General features: G+C 43.7%; 12 protein-coding genes. All 12 read left to right on the top strand.

Annotated elements, in window-relative coordinates:
* Nucleotides 1-22 precede the first annotated feature (22 nt).
* Nucleotides 23-1,315 (top strand): 3-phosphoshikimate 1-carboxyvinyltransferase, encoded by a 1,293-nt coding sequence (gene aroA / locus G337_RS0107660; protein WP_028863375.1) that lies wholly within the window; start codon nt 23-25, stop codon nt 1,313-1,315.
* Nucleotides 1,316-1,385: 70 nt separating this feature from the next.
* A complete protein-coding gene (locus G337_RS0107655; protein WP_028863374.1) occupies nt 1,386-1,613 on the top strand; it encodes a hypothetical protein in 228 nt (75 codons plus the stop codon).
* A 258-nt stretch (nt 1,614-1,871) separates the two neighbouring features.
* On the top strand, nt 1,872-2,915 hold the full coding sequence (locus G337_RS0107650) for a rod shape-determining protein (RefSeq protein ID WP_019616301.1): 1,044 nt from the start codon (nt 1,872-1,874) through the stop codon (nt 2,913-2,915).
* 207 nt (nt 2,916-3,122) lie between these two features.
* A complete protein-coding gene (mreC, locus tag G337_RS0107645) occupies nt 3,123-4,004 on the top strand; it encodes a rod shape-determining protein MreC (protein WP_028863373.1) in 882 nt (293 codons plus the stop codon).
* On the top strand, nt 3,988-4,470 hold the full coding sequence (gene mreD / locus G337_RS0107640; protein ID WP_028863372.1) for a rod shape-determining protein MreD: 483 nt from the start codon (nt 3,988-3,990) through the stop codon (nt 4,468-4,470). The genes mreC and mreD overlap by 17 nt, the downstream gene beginning before the upstream one ends.
* Nucleotides 4,471-4,472: 2 nt before the next feature.
* Nucleotides 4,473-5,057, top strand: coding sequence for a Maf family protein (locus tag G337_RS0107635; protein WP_028863371.1), 585 nt, complete (start codon nt 4,473-4,475; stop codon nt 5,055-5,057).
* Between the two features lie 98 nt (nt 5,058-5,155).
* On the top strand, nt 5,156-6,628 hold the full coding sequence (gene rng, locus G337_RS0107630; protein WP_028863370.1) for a ribonuclease G: 1,473 nt from the start codon (nt 5,156-5,158) through the stop codon (nt 6,626-6,628).
* 1 nt (nt 6,629) lies between these two features.
* Nucleotides 6,630-10,541: a YhdP family protein gene (locus tag G337_RS0107625; protein WP_028863369.1), complete on the top strand. Its 3,912-nt coding sequence runs from the start codon at nt 6,630-6,632 to the stop codon at nt 10,539-10,541.
* A complete protein-coding gene (locus G337_RS0107620; RefSeq protein ID WP_028863368.1) occupies nt 10,541-11,383 on the top strand; it encodes a carbon-nitrogen hydrolase family protein in 843 nt (280 codons plus the stop codon). The genes G337_RS0107625 and G337_RS0107620 overlap by 1 nt, the downstream gene beginning before the upstream one ends.
* Before the next feature lie 33 nt (nt 11,384-11,416).
* Complete coding sequence (gene tldD, locus G337_RS0107615; protein WP_028863367.1) at nt 11,417-12,862, top strand: metalloprotease TldD; 1,446 nt, start codon at nt 11,417-11,419, stop codon at nt 12,860-12,862.
* Between the two features lie 230 nt (nt 12,863-13,092).
* The gene (locus tag G337_RS0107610; RefSeq protein WP_028863366.1) at nt 13,093-13,845 is read left to right on the top strand and encodes a substrate-binding periplasmic protein; all 753 of its coding nucleotides are present in this window, start codon (nt 13,093-13,095) and stop codon (nt 13,843-13,845) included.
* Nucleotides 13,846-14,188: 343 nt separating this feature from the next.
* Complete coding sequence (locus G337_RS0107605; RefSeq protein WP_028863365.1) at nt 14,189-16,258, top strand: methyl-accepting chemotaxis protein; 2,070 nt, start codon at nt 14,189-14,191, stop codon at nt 16,256-16,258.
* The last annotated feature ends 6 nt before the right edge of the window (nt 16,259-16,264 follow it).

Below are 16,264 nucleotides of genomic sequence, written 5' to 3'. Positions count from 1 at the left end.
AGTCAGAGAAATAGAGAATATTATGGAACAGTTATTATTAAACCCGATTGCTAAAGTTGAAGGTGAAATCAATCTACCAGGTTCAAAAAGTCTTTCTAACCGCGCACTATTGCTGGCTGCTTTAGCGAAAGGCACAACAACTTTAACTAATCTGCTGGACAGTGACGATATTCGTCATATGTTAAACGCTTTAAAAAAATTAGGTGTTAACTATCAGCTTAGCGATGATAAAAAACAATGTGTTGTTGAAGGCTTAGGCAGGGCATTTAATACCGCCGAGCTTGGTTCTCTGGAACTGTTCTTAGGTAATGCCGGTACGGCCATGCGTCCGCTTTGCGCCGCGCTTTGTCTCGGTCAGGGGGAATACGTTTTAACCGGCGAGCCGCGTATGTTTGAGCGCCCAATCGGCAGTTTAGTTGATGCGCTGCAGCAGGCTGGTGCTGATGTTACTTATCTGCAGGATGAAAACTATCCGCCGCTTAAAATTAAAGGTACCGGCCTTAAAGGCGGAAAAATTGAGATTGACGGCAGTGTATCAAGCCAGTTTTTAACGGCATTTTTAATGTCGGCACCTATGGCTGCGCAGGACACAACTATTGAAATAATCGGTGAACTGGTTTCTAAACCGTATATCAAAATCACTCTGCAGATTATGCAGGATTTCGGCATCGAGGTTGATAATGAAAATGGTGAATACCAGAAGTTTGTGATCCGCGGTGGCCAAACTTACACTGCTCCCGGCAGTTACCTGGTTGAGGGCGATGCTTCATCGGCTTCCTACTTTTTAGCTGCCGGCGCAATCGGCGGCGGCAGTATTAAAGTGACCGGCATCGGCAGAAAATCGGTGCAGGGTGATATTCAGTTTGCAGACGCTCTGGAAGCGATGGGCGCTAAAATTGAATGGGGTGATGACTTTATCAAAGCTTCTAAAGGCGAACTTAAAGCGATTGATATGGATATGAACCATATTCCGGATGCCGCTATGACTATTGCTGTAGCCGCTCTGTTTGCACAGGGCACAACTATTATTCGTAATGTTTATAACTGGCGTGTAAAAGAAACTGACCGTTTATTTGCCATGGCGACAGAGCTGCGTAAAGTCGGCGCAACGGTTGTAGAAGGTCACGATTTTATCGAAGTAACAGCACCCGCTAAGCTTAATCATGCTGCTATTGATACCTATGATGATCACCGTATGGCAATGTGTTTCTCGTTAGTGGCATTAAGTGATACGCCGGTAACAATTAACGATCCTAAGTGTACTTCTAAAACTTTCCCTGATTATTTTGAAAAGTTAGACTCAGTTAGTTTGTAATTCTGTCTGTTATTTTAAAGCCTTCCCTGTGGAAGGCTTTTTTGTTTAAGCACTTACTGAAGGGATCACAATGAAGCTAACGGCCGCATTGATTAATAGAGTGATGACCCTGTGTATGCTGCTGGGAATATTGCTGCTTATTTTAGGTGTTTGTCTGGCGAGTTTTACAAATATCAGCGTAACCATGGGATCTGACGGCGTGCTGCTGATTGCTTTAATTATCGGTGCCGGTCTGCTGCTTCTGATTCCCAGTAAAATCTACTTAACGCTGCTGTTTTTTCAAAAAGACAAGTCTTAATTTTTCTACTGATATGTGCATACTCTAGCGCTGCCGGTAACTGTAATCAGTGCGTCGATTTTGGGGGGGGAAATTTATTCTTTGTTCATTTTGTAAAATAACCGGGCTTATTGCTGGTTTTCTATGCGCCGCCAGCTAAAGAATTGAAGTAAACCGACTATTACTGATGCTATTCACTTTCTTTCCTTGATGAAGTTTAGGTGTGTTGATAGAGTACGTTTCTTAATTAATTATTTTTAGCTCATTTGGAAATTTTTCATGTTTAAAATGTTTCGAGGTATGTTTTCTAACGATCTTTCGATCGATTTAGGCACAGCAAACACCCTTATTTATGTAAAAGATCAAGGTATCGTTTTAGATGAGCCTTCAGTAGTTGCGATCCGTTTAGATAAAAACGGTGCGGGTAAAAGTGTTGCGGCTGTCGGTCATGATGCAAAGCAGATGTTAGGGAAAACGCCTGGTAATATTCAAGCGATTCGTCCGATGAAAGACGGCGTCATTGCGGACTTTTATATTACTGAGAAAATGCTTCAGCATTTTATTAAACAAGTGCATAACAACAGTGTGCTGCGTCCCAGCCCGCGTGTATTAGTTTGTGTACCATGCGGTTCAACTCAGGTTGAACGCCGTGCTATTCGCGAATCAGCACAGGGTGCCGGTGCGCGTGATGTATTCCTTATTGATGAACCGATGGCGGCTGCTATCGGCGCGGGAATGCCGGTATCGGAAGCGAAAGGTTCAATGGTTGTTGATATCGGCGGCGGTACAACAGAAGTTGCCGTTATTTCTTTAAACGGTGTGGTTTATTCTGCTTCTGTACGTGTCGGCGGTGATAAATTTGATGAAGCGATTATTAACTATGTACGTCGTAATTACGGCTGTACCATTGGTGAAATTACAGCTGAACGTATCAAGCACAGCATTGCAATTGCTCACCCGATTAATGAAGTTAAAGAGATTGAAGTACGCGGTGTGAATGTGGCAGAAGGTGTTCCACGCAGCTTTACGCTTAACAGCAATGAAATTTTAGAAGCGCTGCAGGAGCCCTTAAGCGGTATTGTTTCTGCTGTTATGCTGGCGCTTGAAAAAACGCCGCCTGAACTGGCTGCCGATATTGCAGAAACAGGTATGGTATTAACCGGCGGTGGTGCTTTATTATGTGAACTTGACCGTCTGCTTTCAGAAGAGTCTGGTATTCCGGTTATTGTTGCTGACGATCCTCTGACCTGTGTCGCTCGAGGCGGCGGTATGGCGCTGGAAATGATCGATACCCATGGTGGTGACGTGTTTAACGCAGACTAACTGCGCTTACAGCAGCTGAATGCTTTATTTACTGCGTCTGCCGGATTAATTTTGCAATTAGACCTGGTGCATTAATATATAGCCTGCCGACGCAGGCTTTTTCAGATGTGATATTTTTTTAAACCGCTGCATAAGAGTTTATCAAATCAATCTGACTGCTTTATCGTCAGTGATTACCAGCAGCCTGTTCTTATTTGATCGGTAACAATGAAACCAATTTTTACGCGCGGTCCCTCTTTTTTATTAAGGCTATCCATAGTGATAGCGCTTTCGCTTATTCTGCTTTTAGCTGACAGTCAGTTTAATCTTTTTGCCTCATCGCGTATTTATCTTAATTCACTGGTTAGTCCTCTGCAGTATATTGCTGATGCACCGCAGAAACTGTTCAGCACCTTAGCTGACAATCTGATGACCCGGGACGCTTTAAAAGAACGTAATCAGCAGCTGGAAAAAGACAATCTGCACCTTAAAGCGGATCGCTTATTACTTACTCAGCTGCAGAATGAAAACAAACAACTGCGTGAGCTGCTGAACTCACAGCGCAGTTTTACCAATAAACGCATGATCACCGAGGTGATGAGTCTGCGTTCCGATCCCTTTACTCATCAGCTGTTAATTAATAAAGGTGCGCTTGACGGTGTTTATCTCGGGCAGCCGGTGATCAATGAAGAGGGCGTTGTCGGCCAGGTTTCGCAGGTCGGCAGTACAACCAGCCGGGTACTGTTAATTGTTGATGCAAGCCACGGTATTCCAGTACGGGTGCAGCGCAATGATGTGACCGCCATTGTTCACGGCAGCGGCGCATGGAATAAACTTAATGTTCCCTTTGTGCAGAGTAATGCCGATCTGCAGGAGGGGGATCTGCTGGTTACCTCTGGTCTGGGAGGGCGTTTCCCGGCAGGTTATCCGGTTGCAACTGTCAGCCGCTTTAACTATCAGGAAGGTGCGTTGTACGCTGAGGTGACGGCAACACCCGTAGCAAAACTGGACAGAAGCCGCTACCTGCTGCTGTTATGGAATGATCATCAATATAACGAGTCTGATTTATCGCTTACCCCGCCGGAGTCAGAAGATGTCAGTCCTGAGTAGTTACCGGGTTATCTACCTGACATTTTTTCTTGGTTTAATTTGTGCCATTTTTCCGCTTCCGATTATACTTAATGCTTTTCGTCCGGACTGGATGATCCTGCTGCTCTTTTACTGGGTATTAGCTTTGCCTCACCGGGTGAGTATTGGTCACGCTTTTGTCTTAGGTCTGCTGCTGGATCTGTTATTAGGTTCAACGCTGGGTATGCATGCTCTGTTATTTTCGGTTCTGGCTTATCTGGTGAGTATTAATTACCAGCGTATTCGTTATTTCACACTGGTGCAGACAACACTGTTAGCAGGAGGATTTATTCTGCTGGCGAAGTTAGTGCTGTACTGGATTGCATCAAGCCTGCAGGATATTGTGCTGCACAGCCATTACTTCTGGTCAATTTTTACTTCGATGTTAATCTGGCCCTGGTTCTTTTTGTTTCTGCGGTTTATTCGCATTCGTTTTAAGGTCGCATAAATATGAAATCAGCTGTTTACCTTGCTTCTAACTCGCCTAGACGCTCTGAACTATTAACTCAGATTGGTGTCTCTTTTACTCAAGTTAAGGCATCGATTGAAGAGAAAATAAACCCGGGTGAAACTGCAGTGCGCTATGTGGAGCGTTTAGCGCTGCAGAAAGCGCAGGCCGGTTTCGTAAACAGCCCTAAGGACCGGCCGGTATTAGGTGCGGATACGATAGTGGTTATTGATCAGCATATTTTAGAAAAACCCCGCAATGAAAGTCATGCCAGAGAGATGATGCAGCTGCTTTCCGGTCGTAAACATCAGGTATTTACTGCTGTTGCTTTAGTCGATAATTTACGCTCACAACATGTTCTGGTAAAGACAGACGTTTGCTTCAAAGTGTTAAGCGACAATGAAATAGGTGATTACTGGTTAACCGGCGAGCCTTTAGATAAGGCCGGCGGCTATGGTATTCAAGGTGTCGGTGGAAAATTTGTAACAGCGATTGAAGGTAGTTACAGTGCGGTTGTCGGTCTGCCGCTGTATGAGACTGATCAGCTGATTAAGGCATTTTTACAAGCACCGCAAAATGCTCGCTGAGTGAAACGCGAGTATTAACAAAGATTAGAGCAGGGCAGTCTGCCTCTTATATTATTCAGGCAGATCCGCTCATTAAAGAGCTTTTAAAGGAATTACAAATGTCCGTTGAATTATTAATGAATATTACCCCGACAGAAACGCGTGTGGCGCTGGTCGAAGGCGGGGTGTTACAAGAACTACATATCGAACGTCAGGCGAGTAAAGGTATTGTCGGCAATATTTATAAAGGTAAAGTCTGTCGGGTACTGCCGGGTATGCAGGCTGCTTTTGTAGATATTGGTTTAGAAAAAGCCGCTTTTTTACATGCCTCGGATATTGTTCCGCATACTGAATGTGTTGCGCAGACAGAAAAAGCGCAGTTTAAAGTAGCTGATATTTCTGAACTGGTCCGCCAGGGACAGGATATTATGGTGCAGGTGGTTAAAGATCCGCTTGGTACTAAAGGTGCTCGTTTAACCACTGATATTACCGTGCCTTCGCGTTATCTTGTTTTCATGCCGGGCAGTGAGCATGTTGGTGTTTCACAGCGTATTGAAAGTGCCGAAGAGCGGGACCGTTTAAAAGCGATCACCCAGGGTTGTCTGGATGAGTTAGGCGGTTATATTATCCGCACAGCTGCCGAAGGTGCGCCGGAAAATGAACTGGTTCATGATGCCGCTTTTTTACAGCGGGTATGGCGTAAGGTACTTACCCGCCGTCAGCGCAGCAAAAGTAAAAATAAACTGCTTTATCAGGATTTAGGATTAGCATTCAGAATCCTGCGCGACTTTGTCGGCACTCAGATAGACAGAGTGCGTATTGACTCTAATCTTACCTATAATCAGCTTAAAGAGTTTACCAATGAGTTTGTACCTGAACTTGAAGATAAGATTGAGTATTACCCGGGTGAAAGTCCTATTTTTGATCTGTTTGATGTTGAAAATGAAGTACAGCGCGCGCTGGAACGTAAAGTTGAACTGAAATCAGGCGGTTATCTGATTATCGACCAGACCGAAGCGATGACTACGGTTGATATTAATACCGGCGCGTTTGTCGGCCACCGTAATCTTGATGAAACTATTTTTAACACCAATATTGAAGCAACACAGGCGATTGCACGGCAGCTGCGGCTGCGCAATTTAGGCGGTATTATTATTCTTGATTTTATTGATATGAAATCAGCAGATCATAAACGTCGTGTTTTTACCAGCTTAGAGCAGGCGTTATCTAAAGATCGGGTTAAAACACATATTAATGATTTTTCTCCTCTGGGGTTAATCGAGATGACCCGTAAACGTACTCAGGAAAGCCTTGAGCATATTTTCTGTAGTGCCTGTGAAGAGTGCCATGGACGGGGTTATGTTAAAACGGTAGAAACCGTCTGTTATGAAGTGCTGCGGGAAATTCTGCGGGTTAACCGCGCTTATGATGTTGACCGTTTTGTTGTTTATACTTCGCCGTCTGTTGCAGAAGCGCTGCAGGGCGATGAATCTCACAGCCTGGGAGAGTTAACTTTATTTATGTCCAAGCAGGTAGAAATTCATGCTGAGCCCATGTACGGGCAGGAGCAGTTTGACGTGGTTATGATGTAAGTTGAAACATTTTACCTTCAGATGGCTGAAACGTATTTATGCACTAGTTGCCTTTAAACTGTTTCTCATCGCATTATGTTTAACTTTATTACGCATTTTCCTGATCAGTATTGATGATTATAAGGAAGATGCTGCGCTCTGGTTAGCCGAAGAATACAATATTAATTTATCGGTCGAAGATATCTCCGCTGGTATTGATTTCGACGGTATGGTTTTAACGCTTAATAATATTGAGCTGCTGGACTCCGCGGACCTTCCCTTTGTACTGAAGCTGGATCATCTTTTTCTGCACCTTAATTTCTGGGAGTCCATTACAGAAAGCTCTCTGGTATTTAACCGCATTTCACTGCAGGGAGCGCAGTTAACGGTTAAACCCGGCAGTGAGAGTACAGCTAAGTCAGAGCAGTCGCTGCTGACCCTTGATTCACTGAAAAAAATATTTTTACAGCAGCTGAATAAGTTTTCTATTAAAGACAGTGTGGTTAAGTTTAAAGATCACCTGGGCAATGATAAAACCATTGTTATAGAGACGCTGCGCTGGCTGAATAAAGGCGGACTGCACCAGGGCGTGGGGGCGGCTTCACTTCCGAATAGTTTAGGGGATAATTCTTTACAGTTTGTGGTGGATCTGCAGCCGGACAGAAGCAGTGCAGACCGGGAGTTTTCCGGCCAGCTTTATGTCGATGCAGATAACCTTAATATTACGGATTATCTAATAGACAGGGTTAATGCGGATGCACGGATTGCAAAAGCTGTGTTAGGTTTTGAAGCCTGGGCTGACTTTTCTCTGGGCAAATCCAGCCACTTTAATAAAATACAGGTTGCTCTGCAGAATAGTCAGCTGTCCTGGTCACAATCCAGGCACTTCAATGACTGGCAGTTAAACGGCGGCCTGCTGCAGCTGACCAACAACGGACAAACCTGGTTACTGGACAGCTACGATCTTGATATTGAGCGCAACCAGAAAAAATGGCAGGGGCTTAATATTAACGGATACGGTACAAGAGAGAGTGCCTACCTTGATTTCAGCAGTCTGCATTTAGCTGACCTGCTGCCCTTTTATCTTTTAGGAAGTGATTTAAGCACCGAGCAGATTACCTATTTAAGCGCATTTGATATGGATGCTCAGATAGAGGATTTGAGTCTTGTAAAAAATAAAGATAATACCCTGAATTATCAGACAAGCTTAAAGGCATTTAAAAACAGACCGCAGGGCGGCATACCCGGGCTGAGTAATGCACATCTTGAGCTTTCCGGCGGGCTTTCTCAAGGAGAGCTTAGCGTTAAGCTGCCGAAACAGAAGATCTATTTTGACGGACAGTTCAGCCGTCCTATGCCGGTAAAATCAGGTCTGCTGGATCTGCGCTGGCTGCAGAGCGACACAGGTTTCAAATTATATAGTGAGCAGAGTTTATTAAAAACCGAGGATCTTGATACAACAACTCAGTTCTCTCTGTTTTTCCCCAATAAAAAAGCACAAAACCAAAGTCCTTTTTTAAGCCTGTACAGTTATGCCTCTCTTAATGATGCGGGAAAAGCACAGCATTATTATCCGATTAAAGCCATGGGTGATGATGTTTTCGACTATCTTCAGCCGACGCTTAAAAAAGGGCAGGTGAAAGGGGCTAAGATCTTGTGGTACGGCGCCTTTAGCAATTATCCCTACGAACAGCATAATGGTATTTTTCAAGCCTGGGTGCCGGTGCGCAAAGCACAATATGACTTTTACGGGCAGTGGCAGGGGTTAACCGATTTAGATTTAGATCTGCTCTTTGAAAATGACTGGTTAACTATGCATGCCCGGCGGGCTCAATTAGGTCAAATTACAGTACAGAAACTTGATGGAAAAATTGATCACCTTAATCCTGACGGTATTTTAACTATTACTGCTGATATTAGTGATGATGCACAGGAGATCAGTGATTATTTAAAAAACTCGCCACTTAAAGACAGTGTTGGTAATGCTCTTAATATCATTGAGGTACAGAATGAGCTGAGCGGGAAATTACAGCTGAGTATTCCCTTTAACCGTGAAACTATGTCTGAACAGACAGTCGGCGAGATCACCCTGACGGATAATGATATCAACCTGCATTTAACGGATGAGCTGACCATGCCCTTAAAAGAGGTAAATGGAAAGTTCAGTTTTATTAATGGAGATTTAACTGCTCAAGGTTTAAATGCGCAGCTGTTTGAACAGCCGGTAGATTTTTCTTTCAGCAGTAAAGAAAAGGATGAAACTTATCAGGTTAATGCAGATATTGCCGGTATATGGCAGTTAGCGCCGTTAAGTGGTTATCATACCGTGCTCCAGCCTGCACGCTTATCGGGCAGTTTAGACTGGAACGGCAGTGTTGATTTTGAATATAATTTTTCCGGCGGCTATGAATTTGATGTTGCTTTTAATTCTGCAGCTCAAGGTATGATAAGCGGCCTTCCTGCTCCGTTTAATAAAAATGCACTGCAGTCCTGGCCGACTGATGTGCAGATCTCCGGTGATGACTATAACGCTAAAATAAAAGCGAAAATTAAAGATAAGCTGGTGCTTGCCGGGGCTATGGACTTTCATGGCGACAGCCCGACGATTCCCTATTCAGCAGTGAATATCGGCGGCGATGATTTGTCTGTTGTAGAGACGAATCAGCATATTGTTAAGGTTAATTTAGATAAGTTGAATTTAACCCCCTGGTATGAGAAGTGGCTTGAATTAAATGAGCAGGGCAGTTTTGAGGCAGATAAGGAAAGTGCTGCTGTATTTTCCCTTGACGAAATTAAGGTTGATATCAGGCATGCACAGTTTTTTGAGCAGCCTTTAGCCGGGCTGAAAATAACGGCGCTTAATGATAAAGACAAATGGTCTGCTGACATCTACTCTGATAATTTGCAGACAACGGCTGAGTACCGCTTCGGGGTGCCGGTACGTGTGGATCTGGATATTAAAAAAATTAATTTCCAGGAACTGGATTTGTCTAAGTTTAATGCTGATAAAGAATCCGTAGCGATGAAAAAACAATATCAAAGCACTAATCTGATGAATGATTATCCGGAAGTTTTTGCCGAGTGTGTTGAGTGTATTGTTGGTGATATCAATCTGTCCCCTTTAAGCATGCATATTTTTCCCAGCAAAAAACGTCTTAATATTGATTATATAAAGATCGGCAGTGACAATGAATTTACCAGCATATCGGGAATCTGGGATCAGCGCCGTACTAATGTGATTATTGACAGCATTGCAGATCAAAATAATAATCCCATTAAACGCCTTGGTTATGTCAATCCTGTTGTCTATCAGAAAGCTGAACTTAACGGTGCGTTTAACTGGATAGGTGCACCCTGGGAGTTCAATTTCGATTCATTAAACGGGGCTTTTGCCGCTGAATTTAAAGACGGTTCAATTACCGAGGTAAGTGATAAAGGTGCCAGATTATTAAGTATTTTCAGTCTTGACGGCATTCGGCGCAGCCTTAATCTGGAATTTGATAATGTTTTCTCCAAGGGGTTTAACTTTGACGACTTTACCTTATCGGGCAATATCACTGACGGTATTGTTGAAAATGATGATTTTAATTTAAACGGCTCAGCGGGTAGAATTACCGGTGAAGGCCTGATTGATCTGCCTAACTTTGATACTAACTATAAGATCAGTTACAGTCCGGCGGTGACATCAAGCCTGCCGGTATTAACTGCTTTTGCTATTAATCCGTTAACCGGAGCTGCTGTACTGATGTTGTCTAAGCTGTTTGAACCGGTAGTTGAGACTGTGATACGCGTTGATTTTTCTGTAAAAGGCCCTATTGATAACCCGAAAGTGGAGCTGCTGTCCAGTCAGAAAGCGAAAGTTAAGCTGCAGGACAGTGAAGTACTTGAAGAGATGAATAAATATCAGCCGCAGAACGGCCCGCTGGTTCCATAATGGCATTTAATTTATGCGCAGTGCAGATGCTCAGCAGCGCTGCTCCCGGGCACAATCTGCAGTCGTTAATCAGGCTGCTGGCCGAGCGGTCTCCTGAGCCAGACGAGCTGGTGCTGATACCTGAGAATGCACTTTGCTTTTCTGATAAAGAAACTTATTTAGCGTTAGCTGAAAATTTAGGTGATGGCTATTATCAGACTCGCCTTGCTGAACTAGCTGTGCACTACCAGTGCTATTTGGTCTGCGGCAGTTTCCCGATTAAAAGTGCTCTGGAAAATAAAATTTACAGCACCTGCCTGGTTTTTTCACCGCAGGGGGAGTTAGTTAATTATTATCATAAAATGCATCTTTTTGATGCCTTAGTTGCGGATAAAAAGGGATTATATAAAGAGTCGGATACATTTACAGCCGGGCAGGATATAAAGTTATTCGATTATCACAGCGCCGGCAGCTCGGTTAAAGTCGGGCTGGCTATCTGTTATGACCTGCGTTTCCCCGCATTATTTCAATCATTACGTGAACAGGGCGCCGCAGTGATACTGCTGCCGGCCGCCTTTACCCAGGTTACCGGTGATGCGCACTGGCTGCCTTTACTGCAGGCACGTGCTATTGAAAACCAGTGTTATATTGTGGCCGCCAACCAGGGAGGTTTACACCCCTGCGGCCGAGAAACCTACGGGCATTCAATGATAATTTCCCCCTGGGGAGAAGTAGTTAAAGAGTTACAATATGGTGAGGGCAGCATTAAATGCGAGTTTAATCAGCAGCTGCTGAATAAAGTTCGGCAAAAAATGCCCTTAGTAAGCCACAACCGTTTTAGCAGTTCATTTCGTCGGAAATGAAACAGCCGTTTTAAAAGTTTAAAGGAAATATAGATGTCTTTCGATCAAGTCTGTGAACGATTTTTAGCCCCAGCCCAGCTGCAGCTTAGTGATTTAGAATCCCGGCTCGCTTCTATTTATACCGGTCAGATTGATTATGCAGACTTTTATTTTCAGTCAAGCCGTAATGAGTTCTGGCTGCTGGAAGACGGTATTGTTAAAGACGGCAGTTACAATATTGAAAAAGGTGTGGGTATCCGCGCAGTATCGGGAGAAAAAACCGGGTTTGCTTATTCGGATCAGATATCTGCCCAAGCAATCAAAGATGCGTCTAATGCAGCTAAAAGTATTGCTAAAAGCGGTCAGGAAAAACAGCTCAAACTGATATTACCAGAGCAGAACAGAGCTGTTTACGGTGAGTCAGATCCTCTGCTGAGCTTATCGCGTGATAAAAAGATAGAGCTTCTAAAACAGGTGGATATTTTTACCCGGGCACTTGATCCTATGGTTTGTGAAGTCAGTGTGTCATTAAATGCTGTTTATGAAGAGATATTAGTGGCCGCCAGTGACGGTACGTTAGCCGCTGATATTCGCCCGCTGGTGCGTTTCAGCTGCTCGGTTTTAATTGAAAAACAGGGCAGACGGGAGCGCGGCAGTGCCGGCGGTGGCGGACGTTTTGATCTGAATTATTTTACTGATACCGCAGAGGGGGAGGCTAAGGCCTTTTCCTATGCACGTCAGGCGGTACAGCAGGCGGTTATTAATATCGATGCCGTTGATGCGCCTGCCGGAACAATGCCGGTCATTGTCGGTGCCGGCTGGCCAGGGGTTTTATTACATGAAGCAGTAGGTCACGGTTTAGAAGGGGACTTTAACCGTAAAGGTTCATCGGCCTATTCCGGACGCATTGGTGAGCAGGTAGCTTCTAAGCACTGTACTGTTATTGATGACGGCTCGATCATCGATCGCCGCGGTTCGCTAAATATTGATGATGAAGGTACACCCGGTCAGCGTAATGTGTTAATCGAAAACGGTGTTTTAAAAGGTTATATGCAGGATAAATTAAACGCGCGTTTAATGGGAGTTGCTCCTACGGGGAACGGGCGCCGCGAATCCTATGCACATTTACCGCTGCCGCGTATGACTAATACATTTATGCTTAATGGTGAATACGAGCATGAAGAGCTGATCAGCAGCGTTAAAAAAGGCATTTACGCGCCGAATTTCGGCGGCGGCCAGGTGGATATTACCTCGGGTAAATTTGTTTTCTCTGCATCTGAAGCATACTTAATCGAAGACGGAAAAGTGACTGCTCCGATTAAAGGCGCAACCTTAATCGGTAACGGTTTTGATGCGATGCAGCAGATATCTATGGTGGCAAATAATATGAAGCTGGATCCGGGAGTTGGAGTCTGTGGTAAAGAGGGGCAGAGTGTGCCCGTTGGTGTCGGCCAGCCGTCACTGAAAATTGATCAGTTAACAGTCGGCGGAACAAACTAAGCTGATAACCTAACAGCATCATTACAGCAGCCTGACACTTCGCATAGTAAATCAGGCTGTTTGTATTTTTTCTCACCGCTTTACCTCCCTGCTTATGCTTGAAATAACAACTGCTTGAACTAAGGTTGAATAGAGAAACTCTTGTTCATTGACAGTAATGTTCTGCTAATCACAACTGCTGTTTAATTATGCCGGTTATCGCTGTTTCTGCCTGTTAAAAGGAGTCTTAGATGAGTCATAAAATAAGCATGCTTTGGATTACACTGCTGATCGCTTTTGTCCTCTCTTCTCTGGCTTATGCTACTAAAACAAAAACCATACGCATTGCCACTCTTGAATGGGAACCCTATATAGGTCAGAAGCTCAGCGATGAAGGTTTTATGGCTGAAATTACACGTGAAGCGTTCCGGCGCGCAGGTTATAAGGTTGAATATGTTTATTTACCCTGGAAAAGAGCGGTAACTCAGGCTGAATATGGTGAATTTGATGGTTATTTCCCGTCATACTGGTCAAAGCAGAGAGAGGATAAATCATTATTCACCGACACTATAATCAGCGGTCCGGTTGTTTTATTTAAAGTTAAAGGCAGTTCCATTACCTATAAGAAATTAAGTGATTTAAAACCTTATCGGATCGGTGTGGTGAGGGGCTTTGTTAATACAGCGGAATTTGACGCTGCAGATTACCTGCATAAAGAGGAGGTAACAACGGATCTGATAAATATTAAGAAGCTTCTCGCTGAACGGGTGGATCTGATCGTTGCCGATAAATTTGTTGGTTTTTATCTGCTTAATAAATATCTGCCGCATATGTTCGGGCAGATAGAATCAATTTCCCCTCCTCTGCAGGATAAGAAGATGTATCTATGTATATCCAAAAAAACTGAAAATGCAGCAAAGAAAGTAGAGGTTTTTAATAATGGCCTGAAAGAGATGCGTAAGGACGGTACATTCGATGAAATTTTACAAAAACACGGCTTTTAAGTCTGTAGTTCAAGCCGGCCGCTAATTTTCAGCTGTTCATCTTATTTACTGAGCTGGATAGTACTTTTCCAAGAAAAATGACTCTACTTTCAGATACTTCAATGGTGACGGCCAGCACTGATTGTGCGCGTTTGTTCTTCTGTAAAGTTCACGGGTATCGAGCCGTCAGCACAATCAAATGTCCATAAAACCATTACATATCTGTCTGTTATGTTCATTTTTCAATATAAGTCAAAATAAGGCCGCAACAAATGATATTTAAATAATCTTACCGGTTGTAATTCCTTATATAATGCGCGGGATTTTTGTGCTGATTAAATAGTAAAATACAAAGGATAATATTGTGAAATTTACGATGAAGACAAAGCTTATCATCACTCTGTGTGTTCCGCTGTTATTAATAGGCGGATTCTTTATCACCTATCTGATAAATACGGAAAGTGCGGTACTTGAAGCTGAAGAAAGTAACGTAAGAACTAAGTTTGCCGAAGTGCTTAATAACAATCTGCAGGGCCAGGTTGATACGGTAACCCGTTCTATAACCGGTTTTTATGAGCAGTCGAAGCTGGAGAATATTAAGCGTGATTTAGAAGTCGAAATGTCGACTTTTAGAATAACAATTGAAAAAATTTATGAAAACAGCAGTTCAGAGATTGAAGCAGAAGCTAGTATTTATGCTTTTCTGAATCACCACCGCTGGAATAATGGACGCTATTTCTTTGCTTATAATGCCAGCACATGGGTTAGTCAGGCTTACGGCAGTAATTTAAATAATGTCGGCCTGAACGGTTATGACAAAAAAGGTGCTAACGGCCGATATTTTGTCAGGGATGTTGTAAATGCGGCTAAAAACAATGATATCGGATTTAGTGAATATTCATTTTTAAACCCGACAACACAAAAAAACGAAGATAAAATCACGGCTTCTTTCTATTTTAAACCGCTGGATCTGGTTGTTGCCAGCGGCGAATATATCAGCACGCTTAAGCAGAGCAAAATAGATGCCGCCCTGCAGTCAATAACCGTTGCTAAATATGGAGATAACGGTTATTTCTGGGTGCAGGATAAAAACGGTGTAATTCTTGCGCATCCGAAAGCTGAAATTGTCGGTACAATAGGCTCCACCACCGCAAGCATTGCCGCTGGAATAGGAAGCCGACCAGAAGCTGTTGTTGAAACTGTTTATGAAAACCCGGCCACCGGACAGTCTGAGAAAAAAATAAATTATGCCCGTCATATATTTCCTGAGTGGGGCTGGACAGTTGTAACCGGTGCTTATGAGAGTGATATTGTTGCTGTACAGGAAGGATTGACGCGGGTTACTAAAGATATTTTTGAAGAAAAAGTCAGCTCGATGATTACTTTCTCGCTAGTGCTGCTGGTACTGTTTTTTGTTATAACAATCTGGGTGGTGAGTGCTATTGTCAGCGGTTTAGTGGTACTCAAAGAGCGCATCGATGCATTATCAAGCGGTGAAGCGGATTTAACTTCACGTATTGATATTGTTTCTAATGACGAGCTGGGTGATATAGGTAATTCTGTTAATACCTTTATTATTTATCTGCAGTCGATGGTTCGTGATATTTCACAGGCCTCTGCGCATATTACTGAAGGTATTACTCAGCTGAATATTCAGTCTGAGCAGAACAACAGGGCATTAATGGCCCATGCCGCTGAAACGGAGCAGGTTGTCAGCGCTATTACTGAGATGAGCGCAACCTCTGAAACCGTGGCACAGGGGGCTTCTGAAACTGCGACTAATACACAGAAAGCCAATGATGAAGCGTTATTATCAAAAGAGACAGTACTTGAAGCATCCAACAGTGTGATTGCTCTGGTGGATGAAGTTGACTCAGCATCATCAAGCATTAATACCATGAATGAAAACACGCAGCAGATTATCAGTGTATTAAGTGTGATCGGTTCAATTGCCGAGCAGACTAACCTGCTGGCGCTGAATGCCGCTATTGAAGCCGCCCGTGCCGGTGAGCAGGGCAGAGGGTTTGCCGTGGTAGCTGATGAAGTTCGTTCACTGGCCGCGCGTACTCAAACCAGTACGGCGGAAATTAATACCATACTGAATACATTACGTCAGGATGCCGCCAGCGCGGTTGCCGCTATGGATGTCACTAAAGCCAGCTGCGAGCTTACTGCCGAAAATACCGAACGGGTAACGGGAAGTTTAGATGCAATGACTGACTTTATTGTTGAAATTAATGATCTCAGCACGCAGATTGCAACGGCATCGGAAGAGCAGAGTTCTGTGAGTGAAGAAGTTAGCCGTAATATGAGTAATATTCATGAGATGGTGCAGGAGCTGACTGTCAATGCTCAGGCCGCCGCCGACAGCACACAGAATCTTGCTACAGCAAATTCACAGTTAAATGCTTTAGTGAGTAAATTCAAATTATAGTTTTAT

This window comes from Psychromonas aquimarina ATCC BAA-1526, assembly GCF_000428725.1.
Lineage (GTDB): Bacteria > Pseudomonadota > Gammaproteobacteria > Enterobacterales > Psychromonadaceae > Psychromonas > Psychromonas aquimarina.
Note: the sequence above shows the minus strand (reverse complement) of the source record. Positions and strands in the feature narration are given on the sequence as shown.